The 25,453-nt window shown below is 41.4% G+C and carries 25 protein-coding genes; 5 read left to right on the top strand and 20 right to left on the bottom strand.

Annotated elements, in window-relative coordinates; translation table 11 throughout:
• Window positions 1-247: 247 nt before the first annotated feature.
• Both BHR79_RS06635 and BHR79_RS10725 read right to left on the bottom strand, forming a co-directional pair.
• Window positions 248-478 carry a hypothetical protein gene (locus BHR79_RS06635; RefSeq protein WP_072561614.1) on the bottom strand — a complete coding sequence of 77 codons (231 nt, stop codon included), beginning with the start codon at window positions 476-478 and terminating at the stop codon, window positions 248-250.
• A gap of 52 nt (window positions 479-530) precedes the next feature.
• On the bottom strand, window positions 531-1,181 hold the full coding sequence (locus BHR79_RS10725; RefSeq protein ID WP_072561613.1) for a rhodanese-like domain-containing protein: 651 nt from the start codon (window positions 1,179-1,181) through the stop codon (window positions 531-533).
• Window positions 1,182-1,327: 146 nt separating this feature from the next.
• On the opposite strand from BHR79_RS10725, the gene BHR79_RS06625 reads away from it, so the two are divergent.
• A complete protein-coding gene (locus tag BHR79_RS06625) occupies window positions 1,328-2,722 on the top strand; it encodes an NAD(P)/FAD-dependent oxidoreductase (RefSeq protein WP_072561612.1) in 1,395 nt (464 codons plus the stop codon).
• Between the two features lie 11 nt (window positions 2,723-2,733).
• Here the strand turns inward: BHR79_RS06625 and BHR79_RS06620 are convergent, their stop codons facing one another.
• On the bottom strand, window positions 2,734-3,108 hold the full coding sequence (locus BHR79_RS06620; protein ID WP_072561611.1) for a winged helix-turn-helix transcriptional regulator: 375 nt from the start codon (window positions 3,106-3,108) through the stop codon (window positions 2,734-2,736).
• A gap of 117 nt (window positions 3,109-3,225) precedes the next feature.
• Between BHR79_RS06620 and hcp the strand changes: the two genes are divergently transcribed.
• Both hcp and BHR79_RS06610 read left to right on the top strand, forming a co-directional pair.
• Window positions 3,226-4,917 (top strand): hydroxylamine reductase, encoded by a 1,692-nt coding sequence (gene hcp, locus BHR79_RS06615; RefSeq protein WP_072561610.1) that lies wholly within the window; start codon window positions 3,226-3,228, stop codon window positions 4,915-4,917.
• Between the two features lie 32 nt (window positions 4,918-4,949).
• Window positions 4,950-5,288: a cupin domain-containing protein gene (locus BHR79_RS06610; RefSeq protein ID WP_072561609.1), complete on the top strand. Its 339-nt coding sequence runs from the start codon at window positions 4,950-4,952 to the stop codon at window positions 5,286-5,288.
• Window positions 5,289-5,297: 9 nt separating this feature from the next.
• Here BHR79_RS06610 and BHR79_RS06605 read toward each other — a convergent pair whose 3' ends face one another.
• Window positions 5,298-5,654 carry a hypothetical protein gene (locus tag BHR79_RS06605; RefSeq protein WP_072561608.1) on the bottom strand — a complete coding sequence of 119 codons (357 nt, stop codon included), beginning with the start codon at window positions 5,652-5,654 and terminating at the stop codon, window positions 5,298-5,300.
• Between the two features lie 185 nt (window positions 5,655-5,839).
• Between BHR79_RS06605 and BHR79_RS06600 the strand changes: the two genes are divergently transcribed.
• A complete protein-coding gene (locus tag BHR79_RS06600; RefSeq protein WP_072561607.1) occupies window positions 5,840-6,457 on the top strand; it encodes a glycerophosphoryl diester phosphodiesterase membrane domain-containing protein in 618 nt (205 codons plus the stop codon).
• A gap of 70 nt (window positions 6,458-6,527) precedes the next feature.
• Window positions 6,528-12,386, top strand: a complete 5,859-nt coding sequence (locus BHR79_RS06595; RefSeq protein ID WP_159429234.1) for a VWA domain-containing protein — start codon at window positions 6,528-6,530, stop codon at window positions 12,384-12,386.
• Here BHR79_RS06595 and BHR79_RS06590 read toward each other — a convergent pair.
• The 16 genes from BHR79_RS06590 to BHR79_RS06520 all read right to left on the bottom strand — a co-directional run bounded on the left by BHR79_RS06590 (window position 12,379) and on the right by BHR79_RS06520 (window position 25,450).
• Window positions 12,379-13,110, bottom strand: a complete 732-nt coding sequence (locus BHR79_RS06590; RefSeq protein WP_091829018.1) for a DUF7289 family protein — start codon at window positions 13,108-13,110, stop codon at window positions 12,379-12,381. The two genes, BHR79_RS06595 and BHR79_RS06590, sit on opposite strands and share 8 nt — an antisense overlap.
• Window positions 13,103-13,546, bottom strand: a complete 444-nt coding sequence (locus BHR79_RS06585; protein WP_072561604.1) for a DUF7266 family protein — start codon at window positions 13,544-13,546, stop codon at window positions 13,103-13,105. The genes BHR79_RS06590 and BHR79_RS06585 overlap by 8 nt, the downstream gene beginning before the upstream one ends.
• Complete coding sequence (locus BHR79_RS06580; protein ID WP_072561603.1) at window positions 13,543-14,004, bottom strand: DUF7261 family protein; 462 nt, start codon at window positions 14,002-14,004, stop codon at window positions 13,543-13,545. Before BHR79_RS06580 ends, BHR79_RS06585 begins: the two co-directional genes overlap by 4 nt.
• Complete coding sequence (locus BHR79_RS06575) at window positions 13,992-14,516, bottom strand: DUF7288 family protein (RefSeq protein WP_234970440.1); 525 nt, start codon at window positions 14,514-14,516, stop codon at window positions 13,992-13,994. Before BHR79_RS06575 ends, BHR79_RS06580 begins: the two co-directional genes overlap by 13 nt.
• Window positions 14,507-15,481, bottom strand: coding sequence for a DUF7287 family protein (locus BHR79_RS06570; RefSeq protein WP_072561602.1), 975 nt, complete (start codon window positions 15,479-15,481; stop codon window positions 14,507-14,509). The genes BHR79_RS06575 and BHR79_RS06570 overlap by 10 nt, the downstream gene beginning before the upstream one ends.
• 45 nt (window positions 15,482-15,526) lie before the next feature.
• Complete coding sequence (locus BHR79_RS06565) at window positions 15,527-16,867, bottom strand: FlaD/FlaE family flagellar protein (protein ID WP_072561601.1); 1,341 nt, start codon at window positions 16,865-16,867, stop codon at window positions 15,527-15,529.
• Window positions 16,868-16,931: 64 nt separating this feature from the next.
• The gene (gene ablB, locus BHR79_RS06560; RefSeq protein ID WP_072561600.1) at window positions 16,932-17,762 is read right to left on the bottom strand and encodes a putative beta-lysine N-acetyltransferase; all 831 of its coding nucleotides are present in this window, start codon (window positions 17,760-17,762) and stop codon (window positions 16,932-16,934) included.
• Complete coding sequence (gene kamA / locus BHR79_RS06555) at window positions 17,755-19,068, bottom strand: lysine 2,3-aminomutase (protein ID WP_072561599.1); 1,314 nt, start codon at window positions 19,066-19,068, stop codon at window positions 17,755-17,757. The genes ablB and kamA overlap by 8 nt, the downstream gene beginning before the upstream one ends.
• A gap of 235 nt (window positions 19,069-19,303) precedes the next feature.
• Window positions 19,304-19,477 carry a hypothetical protein gene (locus tag BHR79_RS10650; RefSeq protein ID WP_169818160.1) on the bottom strand — a complete coding sequence of 58 codons (174 nt, stop codon included), beginning with the start codon at window positions 19,475-19,477 and terminating at the stop codon, window positions 19,304-19,306.
• Window positions 19,477-20,094 (bottom strand): V-type ATP synthase subunit D, encoded by a 618-nt coding sequence (locus tag BHR79_RS06550; protein WP_072561598.1) that lies wholly within the window; start codon window positions 20,092-20,094, stop codon window positions 19,477-19,479. Before BHR79_RS06550 ends, BHR79_RS10650 begins: the two co-directional genes overlap by 1 nt.
• Window positions 20,095-20,111: 17 nt before the next feature.
• Window positions 20,112-21,494, bottom strand: a complete 1,383-nt coding sequence (locus tag BHR79_RS06545; RefSeq protein WP_072561597.1) for an ATP synthase subunit B — start codon at window positions 21,492-21,494, stop codon at window positions 20,112-20,114.
• Window positions 21,495-21,496: 2 nt separating this feature from the next.
• Window positions 21,497-23,233, bottom strand: coding sequence for an ATP synthase subunit A (locus tag BHR79_RS06540; protein ID WP_072561596.1), 1,737 nt, complete (start codon window positions 23,231-23,233; stop codon window positions 21,497-21,499).
• On the bottom strand, window positions 23,224-23,526 hold the full coding sequence (locus BHR79_RS06535) for a V-type ATP synthase subunit F (protein ID WP_072561595.1): 303 nt from the start codon (window positions 23,524-23,526) through the stop codon (window positions 23,224-23,226). The genes BHR79_RS06540 and BHR79_RS06535 overlap by 10 nt, the downstream gene beginning before the upstream one ends.
• Window positions 23,526-24,599, bottom strand: a complete 1,074-nt coding sequence (locus BHR79_RS06530) for a V-type ATP synthase subunit C (RefSeq protein ID WP_072561594.1) — start codon at window positions 24,597-24,599, stop codon at window positions 23,526-23,528. The genes BHR79_RS06535 and BHR79_RS06530 overlap by 1 nt, the downstream gene beginning before the upstream one ends.
• Window positions 24,600-24,606: 7 nt before the next feature.
• Window positions 24,607-25,158, bottom strand: coding sequence for a V-type ATP synthase subunit E (locus tag BHR79_RS06525; protein ID WP_072561593.1), 552 nt, complete (start codon window positions 25,156-25,158; stop codon window positions 24,607-24,609).
• A gap of 55 nt (window positions 25,159-25,213) precedes the next feature.
• The gene (locus BHR79_RS06520) at window positions 25,214-25,450 is read right to left on the bottom strand and encodes a V-type ATP synthase subunit K (RefSeq protein WP_072561592.1); all 237 of its coding nucleotides are present in this window, start codon (window positions 25,448-25,450) and stop codon (window positions 25,214-25,216) included.
• Between the last annotated feature and the right edge of the window lie 3 nt (window positions 25,451-25,453).

Below are 25,453 nucleotides of genomic sequence, written 5' to 3'. Positions count from 1 at the left end.
ATAAGTTGGCCTTTTACTAATTACTTATGGTGAACAAAATAGCCTTGAATGATATATTTGACTATTTTTTATTTATTCACCAAGTTTATATCTATTGCATAATCTATTAAAAAATAGGTGAATAAAGTTCAAAGCCGCTTTTGTATCGTACCACCACCACATACCCAACTGCTTTTAGCATCAACTTTATTCACCTATTACCATAGAAGATTCTGATGATTGTCCTATCCTAATATTTTACAGTTAATCACGCATTGAGTTTTGTGGCCGACGTGTAAACATCATACATTGAATATAACCAGAACAAAGGATATAGGACAATTCCAATAAGTATGTAGATCATCAGGACCAGGCATATTCCGATAACTATGAATAAAACACCTTTTTGTTGCTGGCCAATATAGGTTTGTCCCAGTCCAGGAAATATGAAAGATAAAATAATAGCAATAATCGGGCTTTTCTGTTTATTCTGCTCCATGAAAACTCCTCCTTTGCATAAATTTTACAATTATTCTGATTTAGATCTATTTTCAACAATATTCATCTCCTGAAAGGAAATAATCCACAAGTTGTGATATTTCACTTATTTCCAATTGACCCACCAGATAATCATCTATTGAAGTGGATATCTCTTCAATATCTATCACGTAATTTTCGTTGTCATCATAAATGTCATATGTCACAACAGGATATCCTGCGGCCTTCCAGGCAGTGATACCTCCGTCCATGTTGTACACATCGGTGTAACCAGCTCCTACCAACGTGTTGCTTGCACTTGCGCTGCGTACCCCACTTTTACAATATACCAGTATTGTTTCATTACTCGGCACTTCATCCAGTCGGGAAGACAGCTGGGTGACACCGATCAGGTTTGCATATTTGATATGGCCTTCATCGAATTCACTTTGTGTCCTGACATCCAGCAGGAAAATATCTTCAGTATCAAGCATCTGTTTTGCCTGATTTACATCTACATCCGTATATCCGTTTACACTGATATCAAATGCAACTACAGTGCTCTGTGTGTCGCTATCTACAAAAGCAGAACATGATGTAATTGTTCCCAGTAGAATTAAACTGACCAGGAAAATTACTTTTTTACTATGCCCTATTAATATACCCCCATTGAAATTGTATGTATTGGCTTTTTTTTCTAAATTTGTTATAGAATACTCTATCAAAATAACTTATATTAATTTTGGACGTCAGGTCAGGAACACTACTCCTGACCATCAGCAGATTTTGGTCTTATATCAAATACCGGATGAAAATAAGGGCAACTATTTAATCATAAAAAATCCAGTTTTATAAGGAGAAAGATGACATTATGGCAGTAAACAATCGATACGATGTAATCATTATCGGAGCCGGACCTGCCGGGATGTTTGCAGCCAATGAACTTTCCGGTCATGGTTTGAAAATCCTGGTAATTGACAAGGGTAGAGATGTCGAAAAAAGACATTGTCCCATGGAATCCGTTCAACACTGTATGCACTGTACTCCCTGCAATATAATGTGCGGAGTTGGCGGAGCGGGGACATTTTCTGACGGGACCCTGAATTTAAGACCGGATATTGGAGGAGACCTGTTAGAATTCACTCATGACCAGAAGAGAGCATGGGAACTTGTGGATTATGTGGATAATATATTCCTGCAGTGTGGTGCCACAAAAAAAATGATCTCACCAAAGGAGGAAGATGTAGAGCAACTTCAACGCCGGGCTGCATCGGTGGGAGCAAAATTCATCGATACAAAGCAACGGCATATAGGAACCGATAATGCACCTGCTGTTATTGGGAAATTTAAAAAGAAACTGGATGAAAGTGAAGTGGATTTTCTCCTGAATACTGATGTAAAAGACCTCTGGATAGAGAACAATGTCTGCAAAGGTGTTTTCCTGAATAACGGCAGGACAATAGAATGCAGTTATACACTTCTGGCACCAGGCCGGATTGGGGGGAAATGGGTCAATGAAATAGTTGATAAACATTCAATCAGTGCCCGTTATGCAGGGGTGGACATCGGGATTCGTGTTGAAGTTCCCGGAATTATAATGGACCCTGTGACCAAAATAAACCGTGATCCGAAATTCCACATCCAGACCCGCAAATATGACGATTTTGTACGCACTTTCTGTACCAATGAACACGGTTTTGTAGTCAGGGAAGAGTATGAAGGATTCATTGCCACTAACGGGCATTCAATGCATGACACGGTTTCTGAGAATACCAATTTCGCATTTCTGGTACATATCGAACTGACAAAACCCATTGAGAACACAATCAAGTATGCCAGGTCAGTGGCAAAACTGGCAACCACCATAGGAGGTGGCAAACCTGTCCTCCAGAGAATGGGGGATTTGAGAAGAGGGCGGCGTTCCACCGAAGCGCGTCTTGTAAGGAATCCGGTGGTGAATACTCTAAAAGATGTAACTCCCGGGGATATTTCGATGGCCATGCCTCACAGGATAGTTATGGACATCATAGAAGGACTGGAAACCCTTGACAGGATCATTCCCGGCGTGGCTTGTGACTCCACCCTTCTCTATGCTCCGGAGGTCAAGTTTTATTCCATGAGGATACAGATTGACGCAAATATGCAATCAAGTATAAGGAACCTGTTTGCAGCCGGGGACGGAGCAGGATTGTCCAGGGACATAGTTAATGCTTCTGCAACTGGTGTCCTGGCAGCAAGAGGAATATTGGAAATTTCTACCCGATAAAAATTACAGTTTTAGTTACCGGCTGTTTTCCCAACACCGCAATACCTACAATCGGAAACACTGCAAAGAGGATTGTCAAATTTCCATTTGAGTCCCCATCCCTTGATTTGCTTGATTATTTCGATAAAATCCTGTCCACTTTCACTTAGTGAATAGAAGGATTTTACTGGAATAGCCGAGGAATCAATTCTTTTTTCGACAAGGCCATGTGCCTCAAGTTCCTTCAGGCGGGTAGACAGCATTTTTGGCGTAATATCTCCCAACATTGCTTTGAGTTCATTGAACTGTTTCTGGTATCTATCGCCTTTATGCAATTCCAGTAGGATACACAGGGTCCAGCGCTTGCCAATTATGTCCATCATCTTGTAAAGGGTGCAATCTTTCATAGTATCTAGTTAGAAACCTTCTATTATATAAACCAGTATCCTAATAATACTTAGTATCGATAAGATACTTTGATAGAGACAAATGTCAAAAATACCAATAAAGTGTGGAGGAAAAATATGTTTTGTTACCAATGCGAAGAAACAGCAAAAGGAGAAGCCTGTACAAAGGGTGGAGCATGCGGGAAATCGAATGAAGTTGCAGATCTGCAGGATCAGCTTATTTATATGCTTAAAGGTCTTGCCGCTGTCAACCAGAAAGCAAGAGACACAGTACATGAAAATCCGGGCCTGAAAACCCGATTAATAAATGCCCTGAAAGGAAACGAACAATCAAAGGAAGGGGAACCAGAAGATTATATTGATTCCCATTTCATGGTAGAAGCCCTTTTCTCGACAGTAACCAATGTAAACTTCAGTGCTACTGATTTCGAGAAGTGGATCCAGGATGCATATGATAAAAGGGAACAAATTAAATCCGAACTTCAGGCACATGGAGTGGACCTGAGCGATCTTCCACAGGCTGCAAAGATCAACCCCGATGAACTTGGAAACGCTGAATCAGTCAGTATCCTTGCAACTGAAGATGAAGATATCAGATCCCTGAGAGAATTACTTGTATACGGTCTAAAGGGAATGGCTGCGTATGCATACCATGCCAGTGTGCTTGGTCACCAAGATAAAGATATTGCAGTCTTTATTGACAGGGCACTGGTAGCCACTCTTGATGACTCCCTTTCCGTAGATGACCTCACAGGCCTGGTGCTGGAATGTGGAAGTTTCGGTGTCAAGACAATGGCAATGCTGGATGAAGCTAACACTACAACCTATGGCCATCCGGAACCCACAGAGATCAATATTGGAACCGGGAACAATCCGGGTATCCTTATCAGCGGGCATGATCTAAAGGATATGGACCAGCTCCTGAAGCAGACTGAAGGCACCGGTGTTGATGTATATACCCATGGTGAGATGCTGCCTGCCAATGCCTATCCAGAATTTAAGAAGTATGAACATCTGGTGGGCAACTATGGTGGATCATGGTGGCAACAGAAAACCGAGTTTGAAAAATTCAATGGCCCGGTGCTTATGACCACAAACTGTCTTGTACCTCCAAAAGATTCCTATTCTGACCGGGTATTCACAACAGCAATGGTCGGATTTGAAGGGCTCAAGCATATCGAAGAGAAAGAAGGCGGGACAAAAGACTTCTCTGAAATCATTGAAATGGCAAAACAATCCAGACCACCCGAACAACTGGAAAATGGCGCAATACCTGCCGGATTTGCCCACAATGCCGCCCTTTCAGTTGCCGACAAGATCGTGGATGCAGTTAAAGCCGGCCAGATCTCCAGGTTTATTGTAATGGCGGGTTGTGACGGGAGACAGCACGACAGGGAATACTACACTGAATTTGCAAAACAACTGCCACAGGATGCTGTAATTCTTACAGCAGGTTGTGCCAAGTATCGGTATAATAAACTGGACCTTGGAGACATCGGCGGTATCCCCAGAGTACTGGATGCGGGCCAGTGTAATGATTCCTACTCACTGGTTGTCATTGCCCAAAAGCTGGCTGAAGCCTTTGAACTGGATGATATAAACGACCTGCCCGTTTCCTACAATATCGCATGGTATGAGCAAAAGGCAGTCCTTGTATTGCTTGCCCTGCTAAGTCTTGGTGTCAAGGACATTGTACTGGGACCGAGATTGCCGGCGTTTGTTTCCCCGAATGTGTTGAACGTGCTGGTTGAAAATTTCAACATCAGCAAGAACACAACTGTAGAAAATGATCTGGAGAGGCTGCTCTAAAGCCTCCCATCCCCTTTTTAGGAGAATCGAATATGCAAATCAGATACGTAAAAGATGCCGAGCAAAAAAAGAATCCACATGGTGCAGATGTGCGAAAGATGTATGCATCAGACCATGGCCAGGCAATGCACATAACCCTTGAACCAAAACAGTCCCTAAAAAAACATATTACTCCGGTAGATGTGTTTTTCTATATACTTGAAGGCAAGGCCAGGGTTGAGATTGGCGATGAAGCCGAGATTGTGGAGAAGGATTCAATTGTCGAGAGTCCGGCAAAGATTCCCCATCTGGTGGGTAACGCAGGCGAGGGGATTCTGCGCTTTTTGGTTGTGAAAATGCAAAAGCAGGAAGAATCTACCCGGCTCCTGTAATTTCTTTTTTTATATATAATATTCCACTGAGAACCTGTATATTACGTGTAACTTTTCCAGGGAGCGCACTTCTATTGATGGCAGGTCACTATCAGGCGTGAAACCTGTTTCTTCAAAATCCATGAGAATGATTTTGCATTTGATGTTTTCATGAAGTTTTTCCATGAAATATCTTGCTTTTTCCATAATTCTTTGGATCAGTTCCTCTACCTGGTCTTTTGTAAAACTGTCACAGCAGGCGGGCACATATTTAACTTCAGTGCTCAAATGTTCGCGGTCATGCAGCGTCATGGAGAATCCATCAATCTGTGCTCCTTTTATTGCATAATCCCCCAGTCCAAAACTTTTGGTGATGGTATTTTTCATTCTTACTCTCCTGGCTTTACTATGTATGTTTTACATTAAATTGCTTTTCAAGAGAATACAACCTGAGCAATCCATTTCCACTCCATATCACAGGGGCGACTATAAATCGACAGGTTATCTATTTATATAATAAAGTTCTCATATATTTTAGAGTCGCTATTATACACAATTCCAGGAGATCATTTATGGATTATGAAAAGATATTTTCAGACACATGGGATGTTTTCAAAGAAAACTTCGTAACATACATCATTGCTACATTGGTTGCTATGATCGGTTCGATTCTTATTGTAACAATTGCCCCGCTGCTCTATGGGCTGGTAGATATGGCCGTCAGGGGCGTTAAGGGAGAGCCTATTGATTACAAAGATGTATTCAGTGGATTTGATCACTTCGTGAGAAGCTGGGTTTTCGCTATTGTGGCGGGTGTTTTATTGATAGTCGGCTACATGTTGCTCATTATACCGGGATTAATCCTTTCCATCCTGCTGCTGTATGCTTTTCCATTACTTGTCATCAGGGGCTACAGTGGAGTTGATGCCATCAAGGAAAGTGTTGAAATTGGAAAAAACAATTTCCTGGATACAGCAATCATCTCCGTCATCCTCTGGATTATCAGTGGCATTGGCAGCTATGTAGTCTTTGGTTCCCTGATTACCACTCCGATTGTTGTGATCGCATCTGTGGTAGTTACATATCGTATGATCGAAAATAATGAAACCGCATATACCTATGTGGCGGATTTTGAAGAAGTTGATGACACTTCTTCTGATGCAAATGAAGGGGTTCAGAGGCCCCTTTAATTTTTTTCAATTTTTTTTATCTTTTAATTTCCATAAATCTTACATACTAAAACACACAATATATTTATTGATGGTAGTGAAAATAATCCCTGCAATATGCTTCCTTTTTATTCTTGCATTATCAGTTACACCTGTGACGGGACAGACTCTTGAAATAAGTGGCCCTGATTCTTTAGAAGCAGGCGAAGATGCATTCATCTATGCCACTTTGAGTAATAATTCGACTTTTGTTTCCGGTGAGATGATCAATTTTTCTGCTGACGTTGGCCAGATATCTTCCAATGGAACTATCGATGACTCAGGTGTAGCAACTGCAATATTTAACTCCACAGTAGCGGAAAGGGCAAACATAAGCGCAACCTACGGGAACATATCCGATAATCTGACCATCGATGTTGAACCTGCTGAGGTAAACCTTATTGACTGGTCCAGTTCGTCTCAGGCTCTTGTAGTAGGAAACATTTCTACCATCAATTTCACTGCATACGATACCTACGGCAATATCAACACAACTGCACCTATGGACGTTGAGATTTCAGTAATTGACCTAAAAGGAAACATAAAAGAAACAAGCACTTCTACAAGTATATCACCTTATGAACTGAGTCGGGTCAATATTACTGCTGATTCATTGGAATTCAATTTTTCATCCACAACAAACCCTTTCATTACCTTTGAAATAAATTCTACTTTTGCATCCAAAGTGAATTTAAATGTGTCCTCTGATTCTATATCAAATGCAACAAATATAAGTTATTCTCCAGCTCGTCCTTCAATACTTGATATAAGCTATGGAGATGAATATACGGTCAATACAACAGAAGACATATCAGTCAACATCTATGATCGTTACCGGAATCCGGTCAATAATTCGACTTTAATATTTAACATTACACCACCCATAAATACGAGTTACAACTCACCTATTACCTATGATTCACTTGAAATTCATCCCTCTTCTACAATAACCAACATCGAAGGTATTGGCAATGCTACATTCAGGACTGATAAAAGAGCAGGGGACAACATTATAAATATATCAGTATCTGAAAATGAGACACTCTATAAGGAAATATCCATAACCGGTATCGCAGATTCCGCAGAAGATATGCATTTGACGTATTCCCCTTCCCTGTGTTATGCAAACAATGTAGACTATTACCGCCTATCAGCAACTCCTGTAGACCAGTTCCTGAATCCAATCCTTCCAAACGGCCCAAATATAAAAGAGCAGGTATACTTCGATGAAGGATCAACAAAAATTCCCCTGAATCCTTATGGCACTGCCACTACGAAAGTGGGCCCTACCCCTTATGTAGAAAATATTTCCGTGACAGCGAGTTTCAGAAATGAAACCGGTGATACAGGTATAAATAATTCAACAAATTTGAATTTTATTAAAGGTGACCTTGCGCAGATAAAGTTATTTGCAACCCCTTCAATGATCTTAACTAAAAATCTGATTGGTAACCATATTTCTTCAATTCGGGGGATAGCACTTGATGAATGGGGCCATTCTCTAAGTGATATGAATATATCCCTTGCTAACACGAATGTATCCATGGGAAATCTTACCATGGAAGGGATAAATGAAACAAACTCAATTAACACCACCACCAATTCAGCAGGCAGATTCAGTGCAACCTTTGAGAGCAAGAATCTTGAAGGCAATTGTACAATTAATGCCACCAGTGGTGACATAAAAAGTTCTACAATCATTGACATACGTGATTCACCTTTCATCAGTTCATATGTTTTGGCTGAACCTGATGAAGTCGATTCAGGCGATATAGTAAATGTAACAACGGTAGTCTCTGTAGAAGGTGAATTACCTGTAACAAGACAGGCAGCAACTGCCATGCTCACTTTGGATCGATCCGGCAGCATGGACCCTGATTCATATGCAGGCACCCCCCTTGATGTGGTACTTGTTCTGGACCGCTCGGGTAGTATGAATGACCTTGGATCCTCACCGGAACAACCCCTTACAGATGCTCAGGATGCTGCCAGGACATTTATGGATAATCTTGTCTCAAATAGCCTGACTGGTGTTGTCTCTTTTGCAAGTGACAGTACAATCGAATCAGACCTTACCCTCCTGAACTCCTCGAGTTCCAAAGACCAGATCGAAGATGCAATCTATTCATTTTCCGCATCCGGATCTACCGCAATGGGGGACGGATTGGCTGATTCAATCGATATGTTGATTGACGATGGCCGAGATTCATCAAGAAAAGTAATTGTGTTGCTTACGGACGGTGTTTGTAACGCCGGCTCCGATCAGGATTGTACTAATGGTATCCAAAGGGCAAACTCCAATGGCATCACCATATATACCATTGGTCTGGGAAGTCCAGATTATATAGATGAGCCGACATTGCAACGAATCGCCTTAGAAACATCTGGTAACTATTACAACGCACCCACAGGTGCAGACCTTCAGGATGTATATTATTCCATAGCACAAGAAATATCGGATTACGATATAAGTGATATTGAATATGGAGAAGAGGGATTTACTCCCTACACATACAGTGCTGATAACATATCTTTAGACGTCTTGGATTCCGAACCTCCTTACTACCTTTACTTTGAAGGATGGGACCTTGACTTCAGTGGCGAATGCGTAATTGAAGTGAACGGCAATTATCTCACAGATGCTGGCTCATCCTCAAATCCCAATGAAGAATGGGTGTCTTTTGAATATAATATTACACCTCTTGTTGAAGATGGGGATAACACGGTTACCTTCCGGGATGAAAAAGATTATACAAATGAGATTCGTGAAATCAATATCTATGAAAATGAAATAAGGCTGGCAGAATATCCGGAAGAAAGCGGTGATCTGACATCTTATAACTGTGAATTCAATACTTCATATACAGGCTTTCAGGATTCATTTTTGGTCAACAATACCCTTAATGACCTTAAGGTAAGTCTAAGCTGGGTAAATAATTCAACTGACATGGACCTATACTTGAAAAGCCCATCTGGAACCGAATATGGAAATGGGGCGGATACTACCGGCTATTACACTGCCAACAATTCGGAATACATCTGGCTATACCCCCTTTCCGGATCTTATCCTGAAGATGACGATGAAACAATTGAACAAGGGAACTGGACTGTCAGAATTGCCTCATCTTTCCCAGAAGGAGAATTTGATCTGGAAACCTATATTGATAAAAAAAGTGCAACAAGACTGGCATCGAACTCATTCCTTTCAAGTTTCAATGAAAGTAACGGGGATCGCATAGGCCTTGTATTATACAGTACTGATTCGATTGTAAACAGTAGTAGTCTATCATCTTATTTGCGTAATGGAAGTGAATGGACAGGTTACTTCAATGTGGATGAGGAGGGAACATATTCATTTGATCTTTCTTGGCAAGATAATTCTTCGATGGAGATCGGACTCTATAACGGCGTTGATCTTCTCAATTCTACCACTGCTTCTGCTTCACCCGTCGACCTGACATCAACCCTCTATGCTGGTAATGATTATCGTCTTGTTGTGGAAAAGACAGGTGGTAAGTTAAACGATTCTGCCTTTGATTTCAATGTAACCAGAAAACCATTGCACGGGGCAATGGTAGCATACTATGACACCGGCAGCCCGGGAACTCCCAGATATCGCAGCCTCGAGGGTTTTGACTGGTCTTCTGAGTACTCGGCAAATTATGTAGGAGGGAGCATCAGGCAAATGGTACTGGAAACTTCACCTGCTTCTGGTGAAATAATTCTTGGTACATTGGACAACCATTATGATGCAAACTTCCAAGTATATTCCGACGATTGGGGCGAGGTAAGGGAATTTTCCACTTCCCTTGATTCATACTCAAGAAGGGGTTTTGACCTAGCCTATGAAAGCTTATCATCGGATGCAATGGCAGTTTATGCTGATTCGTCCAGTACACCCAGATACAGGATATGGGATGGGAACTCATGGTCTGCCGAATCTTCTGTAGACGGTAGTAATATGGGAGCAGGAGACGTTTGGTGGGCATCCCTTGCAGCACATCCTTCTTCCGATGAAATGATTCTGGTAACCCTGGATGATGCCAGGGACATACGTGCACAGGTCTGGGATGGGAATAACTGGGCAAATCCTGTGACCATTACAAACAGTGCACGTGCCTATGGTTACCAGTGTTTCAATGTGGTCTATGAACAGCAAAGAGGTAATGCCATTGTGGCTTGGTCGGACATCGAGGGGAACGTACATTCTCGTACATGGAACGGCAGTCAGTGGAGTGCCGAAAAGGATCTTTACAGTTTTGATGATAGTCACAGGGTATACTGGATAAAAATGGCCTCTGAATCATCTTCAAATAATCTTATAATGGGTATGCTGGACCTTGATGAGGACCTATATGTAAGTACCTGGAATGGTAGTGACTGGTCAGCTTCCAGAATTCAGATCGAAAATGACTGTTATACTTACAATAAACGTGCCTTTGATGTAGTCTTTGAGAAGAATAGTGGAACCGGTATGATAGTATGGGGTGACAAAACCAGCACACCAAAATACCGTACATGGAACGGCAGCTGGAGTGAAGAGATGGACGCATCTACTCTTTCAGAATACGATGATATGAACTGGGTACAGTTACATCCTGACCCATATTCAGATTCTATATTGCTGATCACGTCTGATGACCACGATGATATTAACATCCAGAAATGGGATGATGGCAGCTGGTCTGTATCCTCTGAACTTGAAACGTCTTCTTCCTCTGAATATGAAAATTTCGATCTGGTTTTTGAAAAAAGGAACAATACCGCTGCAGAAGCATCCGTAAGCTGGAAATCGTGGTCCGCATGGCTCAGTTCAGATCTCAACAATGATTCCATATCTCATATTGAAAATGCCATAGGTACAATGAGTTGTGAGGGATTGACAGCTATAGATGAAGGATTGTATGAATCCAATAATGAATTATCCTCAATAACCGGTAATTCCACAATGGTTCTCATGACAGACGGAATTGACAATGCAGGTTCCCATTCTCTTCTGGAGCAAGCACAGCGTGCACGTGACCAGAACACAGTGATATATACCGTGGGCTTTGGTAACAACGAATCTGAAGTTGATCCGGTGCTGGAACAGATTGCAAATATCACGGGAGGGGAATATTACTTTGCACCCAACTCCACAGTTCTTGAAGATATATTTGTGGGCATTGCATCAGATATAACAAACTTTAGTGCAACAGGCCCAAGACTTGAACTGCACATTCCTCACAACTACATAACCAATCTTTCCATTGCAACGGCTACTTATCGGGACAATAGCAGTAACTCAACGATAGGGAACAACTCTACATTTGTAGAGCCAAGTTATCCTTCTAACGTAACTGATAGTAGTGAGCCAGATATTGAAAATATAGGTGACAGAGACGTGCTCATGTGGGATCTTCCCCCTACTATGGGTATGGGCGACAAATGGGGTGTCTGGTATCAATTGAAGGTACAGGGAGCAGGTACAGTTCCACTGATCCTCCCCACATCCACATTGAACTACACTGATGTCAATGGGACTTCAATAGATATCAGTATATCCTACAGTGGAGATACAAGTATTGGCGGAAGCGGGGCTTCTGTTGATTATGTATCCTTGGGAGACGTAAATATCGAGCCACAATCAGATATTATCAATATCAGTGATAATGATCCTGTTACAATAACGGCAAGATATTCCGATGGCAACCCTGCTATTGCAAATGTGTTGCTATATACAAACCTGGGAGGATTTGGTGGAAGCCATTATCCATTTAATCTCACGGTAAGCGGTTCTGAAACTGTCAATTTCAGTAGTTCAACTGCCGGGAATGCATTTATTTATTCATTTGCAAGCAATGGAAATAACAGTGTTTCTGACTCAGCAAAAATCTATGTCAGACCAAAAGGCTCTATAACCCTTAATTGATATCGACATCAATAAGATGCTCGCCGTATATCAGATAAGTGTCATTCCTATGAGCTACTACCTGATCTGGTGAAGATGAAGATATGGAAAAATCATTTTCTTCCAGATATTCTTTCCAAAGACTTGCAAATTCACTGTTTATGGTAATTGTTAAATTATTCACAGAACTGTTCGTTGTAAGACTACTATTGTTGTAGCTCATTTTTAGAGTGGATACTCCGCTACCGGATTGAAATGAATTTCCTGAAGTCCTTATAACTGTGATCGTGGTAATATTTTCCGAATCAAGTTTTGAAGTGAATATCGGAGGAGCGGAAGTAAGCACCACCCTCTGGCCGGGGTAATATTTGAAGACTGCGCCGTTTTCATAGACTATTCGTTTATCATTTTTGCCGTATTCCACAGTACCAATGGCCTGGGGCGATGAGTCTATCCCCGGATAATCTATGGTTATATTTGATTTGTTTGATAAACCCAAGCTTGATGAATATAATTTGAATTTCATTGTTTTTACAGGCAATTCATTAAAGGCAACTGTTTCCATATTACTCTGTAAAACAACAAAACTCTGCTCCGAACTTTCAAATACACTGGCTTCCATATTTGAACTTAAAATCGGATAACCAACTGTATAAATCATACCGATGGAAAGTACAACTATCCCAAATATCAGGATAAAACCCACTACTTCTGAGACAGCCCTGTCGTCCATAAAATTATTCATTTGATACATATGTGATACCATGTGTTTCATTGTTGCTCATTGTTGTTCCATATATTCCAACAACAGGTGAAATGCCCGCAAGGGTTACATTGACCTCTTTTTCAGAGGTAGAAGAAGTTACCGAGATAATTTGATCATCTTTTATAGGCTGTGCACTAATTAGATAAGATTCCCCAGCAATACGGTATGGTATGGAATAACTTGTTTCTATTTTCCCGTTTTCCGGAGCTATCAGATATATTTCAGTAACTAGTGTTGCGACTTTATTTCCAACATCCGCATAATTTTTTTCCATAACAATTTCGGTAGGCTCATCTACGATGACATCTGTGATTCCAAACTGGACAATTATAAAAAATGAGATGAAAATAGCTGAAAAAATGATATATCCCATTGTTATCGAAACAGCATTCTCATTTTTCAGAAATGATTTCATGGACCCACCTCAATAATTTCAGGTTTTGATGAGTAGGAAGTGTCGGCATTAAGGAAAGTAACATTGACCCACACCTGCCCAATGGAATTGTTTGTAGAGTTATTTTCCCTTGTGTATTTCATGTATTCCACATCCACAAATTCCCCATGGGCAGCATATAGTACTTGCACTTGTTCATTATAACTATCCATTACAGTTGAAAGTCCGACATCAATACTCTGATTTGAAGTCTGATTCTCGCTATAAGCAATATCTGCAGCTATACCTGCGACTTCGTGAGTTTGTAATTTAAGTTCACGAATGTCATCCTTAGGGAAACCAATTGCAGTGTCTGCTGAATAGTATCCGTTAAGATTTGCCTGATTTAATAAGACTGCAATGGTTACAAGTGCGATTGCAATTGCAAGACCAGATAACAATATCCATTGACCGGATGTGTCGTTTTTCAAACCTTCCATAATATCAACCTCACTTCTACAACACGTATACTGGATTCGTTTATATTCCAGCTCCCTCCAGCTGCCGTAACGGTACTGTTATCAAGTGTCACAAGTCTTCTTCCCACAACTGCATTTTCCGTAGGCACACCATTCATTATGACGTTTTTTGTTTTCAGGTTATTTCCTTCAACGTATGCAATATCAACGTTGTACACAGTATCCGGAATGATTTTTCCACTCAATAACAAGTCGAGTTCTTCAGTAATAGGTTGGTTGAAATTCGCATTTTGACTTAGATTCAACCCGGCAACTGATTCTGTAAGATTTGTCTGGAAAGTACCTTCTGGGGCACTATCAACAATATTTAATGCATCATTTGCTATTTGCTGAAGTTGCACTTCTGTTTGCATTTCAGATTGTGGAGTAACAAGTACAGAGTTCTGTGTCACCGTCATTATGGTTAATGTTATCAGTAATGCGGCAGCAAGACCCTCTATAGTCTGGAGCTGGGCTTTATCATTCATCTCCATACTTTCACAACCAATTCAGCCTTTTCATAATGTTGTTTGGCATAATCTGCATATTCTATATATGGAGGACCCGGTGCAATATTCATCTCCGAAAAATTGATTCCCAACTGGTTGTGAGTTTCATTGAAAATATCCTGATAATATACAAGTTTAAGTGTGTCGTTGGGATTAATGGGGTCTGTATAGGGCCTAAAGTCATTGCTACCGTCCTTTTTTATATAGGCACTGTAATTTTGTGAATCTTGTATAAGTAAATCCCCATTTAATTTCGAATTCATATAAGATGTGTTGTTTGTCACATTGAAACCTGAAATCTGGACTATAATATTCTTTTCAATCGTACCTGTGATATTTAGTATAGCCATATCGTCATTGGAACTGAATGCCTTTAAATCATCTGCACTAAAATTTGCAATTTCTCCTTTTTCCACAAGAACCAGTCTTTTGGTCTGGAATACATTATCTCTGCTAGGGGATTGAGTGCCAAATGTTGCCGTTTGGTTACCTATACGAACAGGTATGCCGTTCTGGAGAATCGAAATATTATATTCATATTCAATTCTTGCTCCATTTATATTATCAAAAAGCCCTAGCATTGTGATGATTTCATCTTCATTAAGACCTTTTGTACTTTCTATTTTTGAATAGTTCAAAATATTTGGTTTGTTTGTTGTTCTGGATTGATGACTGGAATCTTCTGCAAACCCCAATCTGAACACATGATCTGTATGATCTTCCCAATCAGTACCAGTACTATTTGGAACTCCGGATTTCTCATCCCACCAGCCGGGGTCCTCTGAAAGGATAGTGGCAGTTCTGTACGAAATTATACTTAAATCTTCATCACTGGAAGATATAGTTGAAAATAGGCCGGGTACAAACTGTACAGTGAAAGTAAGTGCTATCAGGAAGAGTGCTAGTCCCGCTAAAAAATCAATTGCTATCTGTCCAGATTCATCTTTCATACTACTAATCATTATACATTAGTATTTTATAAAATATAACTATTATTATAACCCGTATATTTCTGTGCCGTTCTTGACTTTCTTTATGTCTTTTTCCACAACAGAAAGTTTATTCCTGTCTATTTCACGTCCTGCCAGTTTTTCCATAAACCAGATGGATCGTACATGATCATCGGGAGATATTTTCCAATCAGTTTTTTCGATATAGAAATCAATTCCTTCAGCATACCTCAAAAGATCCAGGCGTACATCCTCACTTATCCATCCAAGTTCTTCGTAATAAGCCAGGATTTCCTGTAAATTGTTCCTTCCAACAAGTTCCATGAGATATTCAAGCCATTCCATACAGAGTTTTATGTTAGTAGAATTCTTGGCAATATTATTTATCATCACACCATTGTTGCCAGTATGGTAACCGGAAGAACCTGATTTTTTGAGTTCTTCATCAACAAAATCTTTCATTTCCTCGATTACCTGCATACTTTCCTTCCGATACTCTTCAACCTTACTGCCTTCTTCCTGATTCAGACTGTTCACAAGTGATATGTCTTCCATAAGAAGGGAAAGGGTATCTGTAATTGTATCCATCCTGTTTTCATTTTTTTGGCCGCAAATCTTGAGTTCATCGAGGTCATCCGCAAAAACCTGGACAATTTTGTTGGAATATTCCATGCTTGATTGAGCAACTTCCCTGTTTTCTTCCAGTAATTGCTGAAGGTTGGTATGTGAAGAATTAATTGTTTGCATATTTTGTTCTATAGCCTGCAGTGAATCACGAATTTCATTTCTTTCTTCCTGCAGGGACTGAACATTTAATTCAATAGTGTCGATCTTGTCCTGAAGATCGTTTATTTTGGAGCCGTTATAATCAAGCTGTGAGGCAAAAGTTTCCTGAACTTGCTTTTTTTCTGAAGATAATGTATTTTGTTCACTCTCAAGACTCTGCATGGCCTGATAGATGTTCTCTATCTGAGTATTTATTTTTGCAATTTCCGTATTGGATTGAAGAGATATCACTTCTTCAGCGTACGACTGGGATGATTCCTGATTTTTCCCGTAGGTTTCTGTATTATCGAAAAAATCTTCATTGTCAAAATCATCTGAAACCTGTAACTCTGCAGGGGAGAATTTTTTTCCAGGATCTTTTGTTTTGGATCTTTGATTTCCTTCCTTAATATTATCCATCTTCTGGAAGAAATCCCTGCGGCGGGTCAATCGACCTATAATTGATGTCAACTTTTGGACAAAACCCGCAGGACTTTCAGTAATATAACTTTCATCAGGTTGTGTTTTTTCCAAATGGTGGGGCCCATCATCCCAGGGAAATACAGTTTCATTATCCATACTTGCTTGTTTGTAATTCCCTGGATTGTCTCTGCCTTCCATAAAATATCATCTTTCCCTTTTTGGTAAACAATAATTATATGGAGAATGTTTATTTAAGAGTTACTCAAAGGCGCTTGTACCATACATTCATATTCTCAAGATTGCCAGAGATATTGGTATTTTGAACAAGTTTTCCGGTAAATTCATACCCAAGCCTTGCAAAAACAGTATTCATACCATAGGATGCGGCCCGGGCAATGGTATAAAGGGTAAGGATCCCTTTCTTATTCATTTCTGTTTCCATTTTTGAGAGGAGGTAAGTGGACAGACCCATTCCCCTGAACTGAGGAAGTGTAGCAAAGTCGGTCATTTCCGCATTCCAGTTTTCAAAATCAATCTCTGAAGAGGAAAGAGCAACTATGTCACCTTCATTTTCAACTGCGAAATATACAACATTATCTTCCATGGTCTCTTTCAGGTAGGCCGGGTCCTGGATAGGAAAAGGATATGTAGGGAACACTTTGGCGTAGATTTCTGCCATTGCAGGCACATCCGCTTCCGTACATATCCGTATAAGGAAACTTTCGGGCAATTCAGGTTTCATTATGTCTCCTGCCTTACCTCTGGCAGTGGAGATGATCCGGTCATCCTCGGCCTGTGTGTCTTCCTGTCTGTGCTCTGAGAAATATTTACACATGAACAGGGCATCTTTCTTGCCGGAATAATAACCGGGAACACCCGCCTCCTTTACATAGCCCTTTGCATCAAAGGCAGCTCTGGAATCTGCAGGGACTTTTGCAAATATCTTGCTATAGCCATGCTTTTCTGCCAACTGATCCATTTCAGGTATAATATCCGGCAAATCGCCAGTATCCAGTTTCATAAGGTAAATACGATTGTTGTACGTACCGTGCTGGATCAGGGAGTTGCCTATTTTTTCGATTATATCACTCAACGTCCCTTCTCTCCATTCTTTCGGTATCTTCCGGTACAAGACTTACAACTTCATCATAATCGGCAAGCAATTTTGCAATACCTGTAGATTTATATTCAGCTGCATCATCAAGTTTGAGCTGGAGTTTACAATCTTCACATTTACGATCACAGTATATCGGCTCATAGGAATCCGGTTCTTTATAAGAGGTGATCACACCCTCATAGTTACGCAAAATCACCCTGTTGGTGGACCAGGATATAAGATAGGAAGGCATGACAGGTATCTTACCTCCTCCGTGGGGAGCATCGATAACATAGGTAGGAACTGCAAAACCGCTTGTGTGACCGATGAGGTGTTCCATTATCTCTATACCCTTCCCTACAGGAGTGCGGAAATGGGACAGGCCTTCCGAAAGGTCGCACTGGTAAAGGTAATAAGGACGTACACGGTTTTGTACAAGTTTCTGTACAAGCCTTTTCATAATCCTGTGACAGTCATTAACTCCTGAAAGCAACACTGTCTGGTTTCCGAGGGGGATTCCTGCATCTGCAAGTTTGCGCAGGGCTTCTCTGGAAGATGCTGTTACTTCACGTGGATGGTTGAAGTGGGTATTGATCCAGAGAGGATGATGCTTTTTGAGTATTTCTACAAGATTATCAGTTACCCTGTAAGGAAGCACCACAGGCATCCTTGTACCGATACGAATAATCTCAACATGGGGGATTTCCCTCAGTTTTGTCAGAATCCAGTCCAGATAAGCATCAGGCAGCATAAAAGGATCTCCACCTGAAAGCAGGACATCCCGTACATGGGGGGTGTTCCTTATGTATTCCAGTCCTTCAGAGACTGCATCCCTGGTAGGAATGGAATCCACATCTCCCACCTTTCTCTTGCGTGTGCAATGCCTGCAGTACATCGAACAGGTGTTACTTATATGGAACAGTACCCTGTCCGGATACCTGTGTGTGATTCCCTCAACAGGACTGTCCTCATCCTCGGAAAGAGGGTCTTCAAGATCATCTTCATCGATGTCCAGCTCCTTTGGTGAAGGGAAGGCCTGCAGGAATATGGGATCATTCCTGAAATCATCGGCATCTATGAGGGACAGGTAGTAGGGAGTTATGGATAATGGGAATTTTTCCAGGGTTTGTTTGAGTTCATCTTTTTCCCCGGCTTTGAATTTGATGCCGAGTAAAGTCTCAAATGTATCAATATCCCCGATGGAATGCTTGAGTTGCCATCTCCAGTCCTTCCAGTTGGCAATAACAGTATCAGAATCGATTTTTTTAGCTATTTCTTTTTGTGCTTGTGTGTGCTGTGTCATAAATGTACCACATTTTAAATTTATATTGCTTATTGAATGAATTTGCCTGCAAAAGTTGCATAAAAATATACGCACAGCTAAAAAATAATGCAGGCAAAATGAAATTAAATAGGTATATCACCTTTGTTGAGCAAAATATCACAACTAGTAGAACCGCATGTTGTTTATTTATCGGTTCATATATAGTGGAAGAAGATATATATACTTTACTGACTGGTTCCAATCAATTATACAATCAGATATTCAAGTACTCTGAAACCCTGAAATAAATGATAAGATACCCAAATACCAGCATCACAAGGGATATTAACCATGCCCAGCGCAGAATACGCGCAAGGTTGTGGGGTTGTGTGAATTTTAAAAAAAGCCTGTCGGCCAGTCCTGGCCGATCAGGTGCTGCGTTAGGCATTATGCCTTAATCCTCTTTAAGCGGAAGGTATTTTCACGTTCCATCTCATCCAGCCGGAAACGGATGAAGTCCATTGCTTCCTGCATTTCGGGAATTACCTTGAATTCAAGGGCATTAACACGTCTTTTTGTTTTCTCGATGTCTTCAAGTAACCTTTTCATAGTGGTCTCAATCTCTGCTGCAAGAATAATCTTGTCAACAAGGATCTCATATGAATCGACAGCTTCATCGATGTAGGAGCTTGTCCCGAGAATACCGTATCCCCTTTTGTTGATGGGTTTATGCACACTGGATGCTTCGATCTTAGGGACCACCACACCCATAATGTTGTGGCTTTCAAGACTTATTTCTGGTCCATCTTTGAGAGCAAGAGCAGTGGATTTTATTACCATTCTGCCCTCGACTGCCTCAGCGATCCCTATTTTTTCAGTGGCATTGTTATAGGCGTCATCCAGTTCGTTCCTTACACCCTTGGCCTTGTTCAAAATCTCAAAGAATTCCAGGATAAGACCATCCCGTTTCATTTTAAGCAGCTTGTGGCCGCTCTGGGACAGTTTTATCTTTTTCTTCAGTTCAATGAGTTCGGAACGAGTTGGTTTAACATCCTTTGTACCCATAGTGGATCACTCTTTGTTCACTCTGCATTTTGATGTGCAGGGTGATATTTATCGATATACTTATTGTCTATCCTGGTGAGCTGTGCTTCCGGAAGCTCGGAAAGGATTTCCCATGCTGTGGACAGAGTATCTTCGATGTTCCTGTCTTCATCTTTTGCCTGTCTTACAAAACGGTCTTCGAAAAGATCGGCAAATTCCAGGATTCTCTGGTCTCTTTCGGAAAGGGATTCTTTACCGACAATTGCAACCAGTCCACGAAGGTCACGTCCTTCAGCATATCCGGCATACAACTGGTCGGATACTGCTTTATGATCATCTCTTGTCTTACCATCTCCGATACCGGAGTTCATCAGACGAGAAAGGGATGGTAGCACATTAATAGGTGGGTAGATACCCTTCCTGTGAAGTTCACGGGATACTACAATCTGCCCTTCAGTGATATAACCGGAAAGATCAGGGATTGGGTGGGTAATATCGTCACCAGGCATAGTCAGGATGGAAAACTGGGTTACAGATCCCTTGTTACCTTTGATTACACCTGCACGTTCATAGAGGGATGCAAGGTCAGTGTACATGTAACCGGGATATCCACGTCTACCGGGCACTTCTTCACGGGCTGCACCCATCTGACGGAGAGCTTCACAGTAATTTGTGATATCTGTCAGGATTACAAGTACATGCATATCATGTTCATATGCAAGATACTCTGCTGCTGTCAGTGCCATCCTCGGGGTAATAATACGCTCGACTGCAGGGTCATCTGCAAGATTGAGGAAAACTGTCGCTCTTTCAAGAGCACCTGTCTTCTCAAAGTCTTCCATGAATGACTGGGCTTCCTCATTGGTGATACCCATTGCAGCAAATACCACCGCAAACTCTTCCTCTGATCCTGGAACTTTTGCCTGTCTTGCAATCTGAAGAGCAATCTCATTGTGTGGCAGACCTGATCCGGAGAAGATAGGAAGTTTCTGTCCTCTTACAAGAGTGTTAGTACCATCAATAGTTGATATTCCTGTCTGGATGAATTCTTCAGGCGGTCTCCTGGAATAGGGATTCATTGAAGCCCCATTCACATCTACCCTTTTTTCGGGGATGATTCTTGGACCACCGTCAAGGGGTTCTCCAGAACCGGAAAGGATACGACCGAGAAGGTCTTTTGCAACAGGAAGTTTGATGGTTTCTCCACTGAATACTACACCGGATTCATTATTCAGACCCTGAGTTCCTTCGAAAACCTGTACAACAACCATATCTGCGGAGGTATCAAGGACTTGACCTCTCTTGGTAGTCCCATCAGGGAGATTAATCTGAACAAGTTCCCCATATCCTACAGGCTCTGTTTTTTCAAGGAAGATGAGTGGTCCTGCAATATCTACAATGGTTTTGTATTCTTTGGTCATTTTCAGTTGCCTCCAAGCTGTGTGAACTCTTCATCCATCTTTGTCATGATTGTTTCAAGGGCTGCATCAAAGTCTTCTTCATATTTGACCTTGGCAAGTTCATCCTTGGACTCCATTTCCATGATCTTGTTGATGGGGACACCATTTTCCATTTTATCGGTTGCCTTTTCGCCAAACCGGGATACAGATTTCAGAAGTTTGTACTGCCTATCAAAGGGACAGAATGTGTCCACGGGATGGAAAGCGTTCTGCTGCAGGAAGTATTCACGAAGCATCCTGGCAATTTCAAGGGTTAGTTGCTGGTCCTCAGGGAGTGCATCTGAACCTACGAGTTGCACGATTTCCTGAAGTTCGGCTTCTTCCTGAAGAATATCCATTGCATTATCCCTTAGTTCATTCCAGTCGCTTCCGACATTTTCTGTAAACCAGCCTGCGAGCCTGTCATTGTAAAGACTGTAACTGGTAAGCCAGTTAATTGCGGGGAAGTGTCTCTTCTGGGACAGTTTTGCATCCAGTGCCCAGAATACCTTTACGATACGCAGGGTATTCTGTGTAACAGGTTCGGAGAAGTCACCACCAGGAGGTGAAACTGCACCGATGACAGTAATGGAACCATCAAGGCCTGCCAGGGAATGGACTGCTCCTGCACGTTCATAGAATTCAGAAAGCCTGGCGGACAGATATGCTGGATATCCCTCTTCACCGGGCATCTCTTCAAGCCTGGAGGAAATTTCCCTCATTGCTTCTGCCCATCTGGAGGTTGAGTCTGCCATGAGCGATACATCATAACCCATGTCACGGTAGTACTCCGCAATGGTAATTCCTGTATAAACAGATGCTTCACGAGCAGCCACAGGCATATTGGATGTGTTTGCGATAAGAACTGTACGTTCCATCAGTGGCCTTCCGGTCTTTGGGTCTTCCAGTTCCGGGAATTCATTCAGTACATCGGCCATTTCATTTCCACGTTCGCCACATCCGATGTAAACCACAATATCAGTGTCACTCCACTTTGCAAGTTGCTGCTGGGTAACAGTTTTTCCTGACCCGAAAGGGCCGGGGATCGCTGCTGTACCACCTTTTGCCACAGGGAACATTCCATCAAGGATTCTCTGTCCTGTTACAAGAGGTTTTGTTGGCGAGAGTTTCTTGCCCACTGGCCTGGGATCTCTTACAGGCCATTTCTGCATAAGGGATAGTTCAGAGCCGTCAGAAAGTACACAAACGGTTTCATCGACTATGAATTTACCACTTTTGATATCTTCTACAGTTCCTGACTTTCTTGGAGGGACCATTATCTTGTGTTCGAGATTGGGTGTTTCCTGGACAACACCGATAATATCTCCACCTTTGACACTGTCTCCTTTGGATACTGTAGGGGTAAATTCCCATTTTTTCTCTCTGGTAAGACCGTTTGCTGTTACTCCTCTTTCAATGAAGTCTCCCATCTTTTGCTGGAGGACTTCCAGAGGTCTCTGTATACCATCATAAATACTTTCCAGGAGGCCTGGACCCAGTTCTACTGAAAGAGGCATTCCCGTATTTGCTACAGGTTCTCCCGGTTTTATGCCGGATGTGTCTTCGTATACCTGAACTGTAGCTTTTTCACCCTCTATACGGATTACTTCACCCATCAGTCCTTCATGACCTACTTTTACCACATCATACATCTTCGGCTTGATACCGGTGACTGTGACAACAGGTCCTGCCACTCGATAAATTTCACCATTCATTTCCACAAATCTACACCTACCGCTTGTTTTATTTTATCCCGTAAGTTGGAACTTTGGCCGGTTCCGCCAAGTGTTACCAATGTTGGTTCGACGGATTCACTTAAAGTGTCTCTCAAGGTTTCCGGTAGTTTATCAAAATCATTATTGTGCATTACAAGGATACCTACGGAGGAATCGTTGAGAACTTCATTTACCTTTTCCTCCAGGCTGTTATCGTCATTGATTTCATACACTTTTTGCACACCGGCTAATCTGAAACCGGTTACGAATTGACCATCACCTACAACTGCCAGATCCATCAAATCACCAATTGATTTCTGATTATCTCGTCATCGAGGTTAACTGCCTTTCCTCTGATGATTATCCTCAGATTGTTTACTTCGTTCTTTTTACTGATCATATAATCCATGATCGGAACGATTGAAAGGGGATATTCATGTGAAAAACTGGCAGCGGACTTTATACTGTACTTGGTGAGGCTTGTTTCCAGATCGACAAGAGATTCCATATCAGGATTTACCAGATCGGACATAGCTTCCCAGTACGGGTATTTTTCAAGTGAATTTATAAAATCTGCAAAAGGCAAAGGAACCATTTTGTTTATTTCCTTCAGACTAAGCCGGAGCCCACCATCCAGAACCAGATCTTCAAGTTCACCATCTTCGACACCTTCTTTCTTCATCCTGAACATTGTTTTAATGTTCTTAATGTCAATCTCAGTACGAATGAGCTTGGAGAAAAGTTTACGATCACTTGACTTAGGTGTACCGATTGCATCGAACAACCTCTGGTAATATAATTTGTCAAGTTGATTTTCAATTTCAGGAAGGTTTGTTCCGTCATAATTCTTAAGAATTGGATAATAATCAGTATTGCTGAGTGCATCTATAACATGCTCATAAGATTCTTTTTCAGCAAGTTCTGACAGGAAATTATACTTGAATTGGCCTGCAGAAACGAGATTATCCTTTATCTCTTCAAGAGGCGCATTGTAATACTTGCCTCTGAGAATAGTTTTGATATCCCAGATGTCATAATTTTTCAGATATTCCGTAATGAGATAGTTGAGTTCACCCTCGGAAATATCTATCAACTTTGAGAATGTGACTGCAAGATTCCTGTTCAATGCATGCTCGATGAGATCTACTCCTTTAAATTTCCGCGCAAGTTCATCCACATCCTGCTTATATTGGGTTTCTTCGATAAAACGTGTAATTTCATCAAGATCCATATTTATAAGTCTTGGATATGTCTCTTTCGGAAGCAGATTGCTCTTCATTGCACGTACACGTGCAGTAACATAAGCATAATTTGAGCTCCCACTGCTTGCTGCAGAGGAACCTTTTCTCCGGAGTTTCTGGAAAAGCCTCATCTTGATATCACCCGAATAAGATATCTGAGGTCTGTTTCAGGTTCTGCTCGTATACGCTGTCAAGAATCCCTTCATAGGTATAATCAAGCCTTATACTTCCATCCTCATTCTCTATAACAACACCTCCAACACAATCGATGTTGCCTGCATACTCAATCGAGGACAGTTTTTTCACCATATCTTCTGATTCCTTGTTAGAATAGATACGGCTGCCTTTTGATTCATGGCTTTCTATGATGTTCTTGAGAAAGGTTTCCTGCTTATCCGCAGATAAGCCTGCAATCTCATTGAATGCCTGGTTATAGGCTTTTTCAAGCACTTCTTTGCGTGCATTGAGCATTGTCCTTTTGACTTCGAGATTTGCACTGGATAGTTCCTGCCTTCGCATACGCTGAATCTCATCTTCCGCTTTGGCAAGACGTTTTCCTTTGATTTCTTTGGCGGATTGCTTTGCATCCTCTAGAATACGGGACGCTTCGGCATCTGCCTCTGCATCGATCTCAGAGACTTTCGCCTGCGCAACATCCATAATGTCTTTGATTACTGTTTCGAGTCCCATGCTCTCTCACCTTAAAAAGAATTTAAGAGCATTTTTGAATGCTCTCAAACTTCGCTTAGCTTATCAGCAGTGCAACAACAAGTCCGAAAATGACGATGGTCTCAGGAATTACAGTAAGAATAAGGCCTTTACCGAAGAGGGCTTCGTTTTCAGCCATTGCGCCTACTGCAGCGGCACCGATGTCTTTTTCAGCAAGTCCTGATCCAAGTCCGGCAAGTCCGACTGCAAGTCCTGCACCAATTGCTTTAAGTCCTGCTGGGTCCATCATTGTAATTGCTTCTTCTCCTACCATTAT

The organism is Methanohalophilus halophilus, assembly GCF_001889405.1.
GTDB lineage: Archaea > Halobacteriota > Methanosarcinia > Methanosarcinales > Methanosarcinaceae > Methanohalophilus > Methanohalophilus halophilus.
This window is presented reverse-complemented; position numbering and strand designations above follow the sequence as displayed.

What these genes read in the sequence shown, in the direction of transcription:
- BHR79_RS06570 (WP_072561602.1), bottom strand. Translation starts at nt 15,481, where the DNA reads ATGAAAGATGAATCTGGACAGATAGCAATTGATTTTTTAGCGGGACTA.
- BHR79_RS06575 (WP_234970440.1), bottom strand. Translation starts at nt 14,516, where the DNA reads ATGGAGATGAATGATAAAGCCCAGCTCCAGACTATAGAGGGTCTTGCT.
- BHR79_RS06580 (WP_072561603.1), bottom strand. Translation starts at nt 14,004, where the DNA reads ATGGAAGGTTTGAAAAACGACACATCCGGTCAATGGATATTGTTATCT.
- BHR79_RS06550 (WP_072561598.1), bottom strand. Translation starts at nt 20,094, where the DNA reads ATGGGTACAAAGGATGTTAAACCAACTCGTTCCGAACTCATTGAACTG.
- BHR79_RS06610 (WP_072561609.1), top strand. Translation starts at nt 4,950, where the DNA reads ATGCAAATCAGATACGTAAAAGATGCCGAGCAAAAAAAGAATCCACAT.
- BHR79_RS06545 (WP_072561597.1), bottom strand. Translation starts at nt 21,494, where the DNA reads ATGACCAAAGAATACAAAACCATTGTAGATATTGCAGGACCACTCATC.
- hcp (WP_072561610.1), top strand. Translation starts at nt 3,226, where the DNA reads ATGTTTTGTTACCAATGCGAAGAAACAGCAAAAGGAGAAGCCTGTACA.
- BHR79_RS06605 (WP_072561608.1), bottom strand. Translation starts at nt 5,654, where the DNA reads ATGAAAAATACCATCACCAAAAGTTTTGGACTGGGGGATTATGCAATA.
- BHR79_RS10650 (WP_169818160.1), bottom strand. Translation starts at nt 19,477, where the DNA reads ATGCCTAACGCAGCACCTGATCGGCCAGGACTGGCCGACAGGCTTTTT.
- BHR79_RS06590 (WP_091829018.1), bottom strand. Translation starts at nt 13,110, where the DNA reads ATGAATAATTTTATGGACGACAGGGCTGTCTCAGAAGTAGTGGGTTTT.
- BHR79_RS06585 (WP_072561604.1), bottom strand. Translation starts at nt 13,546, where the DNA reads ATGAAATCATTTCTGAAAAATGAGAATGCTGTTTCGATAACAATGGGA.
- BHR79_RS06520 (WP_072561592.1), bottom strand. Translation starts at nt 25,450, where the DNA reads ATGGTAGGAGAAGAAGCAATTACAATGATGGACCCAGCAGGACTTAAA.
- BHR79_RS06635 (WP_072561614.1), bottom strand. Translation starts at nt 478, where the DNA reads ATGGAGCAGAATAAACAGAAAAGCCCGATTATTGCTATTATTTTATCT.
- BHR79_RS06595 (WP_159429234.1), top strand. Translation starts at nt 6,528, where the DNA reads ATGGTAGTGAAAATAATCCCTGCAATATGCTTCCTTTTTATTCTTGCA.
- BHR79_RS06525 (WP_072561593.1), bottom strand. Translation starts at nt 25,158, where the DNA reads ATGGGACTCGAAACAGTAATCAAAGACATTATGGATGTTGCGCAGGCG.
- BHR79_RS06530 (WP_072561594.1), bottom strand. Translation starts at nt 24,599, where the DNA reads ATGAGGCTTTTCCAGAAACTCCGGAGAAAAGGTTCCTCTGCAGCAAGC.
- BHR79_RS06565 (WP_072561601.1), bottom strand. Translation starts at nt 16,867, where the DNA reads ATGGAAGGCAGAGACAATCCAGGGAATTACAAACAAGCAAGTATGGAT.
- kamA (WP_072561599.1), bottom strand. Translation starts at nt 19,068, where the DNA reads ATGACACAGCACACACAAGCACAAAAAGAAATAGCTAAAAAAATCGAT.
- BHR79_RS06625 (WP_072561612.1), top strand. Translation starts at nt 1,328, where the DNA reads ATGGCAGTAAACAATCGATACGATGTAATCATTATCGGAGCCGGACCT.
- BHR79_RS06535 (WP_072561595.1), bottom strand. Translation starts at nt 23,526, where the DNA reads ATGGATCTGGCAGTTGTAGGTGATGGTCAATTCGTAACCGGTTTCAGA.
- BHR79_RS06620 (WP_072561611.1), bottom strand. Translation starts at nt 3,108, where the DNA reads ATGAAAGATTGCACCCTTTACAAGATGATGGACATAATTGGCAAGCGC.
- BHR79_RS06600 (WP_072561607.1), top strand. Translation starts at nt 5,840, where the DNA reads ATGGATTATGAAAAGATATTTTCAGACACATGGGATGTTTTCAAAGAA.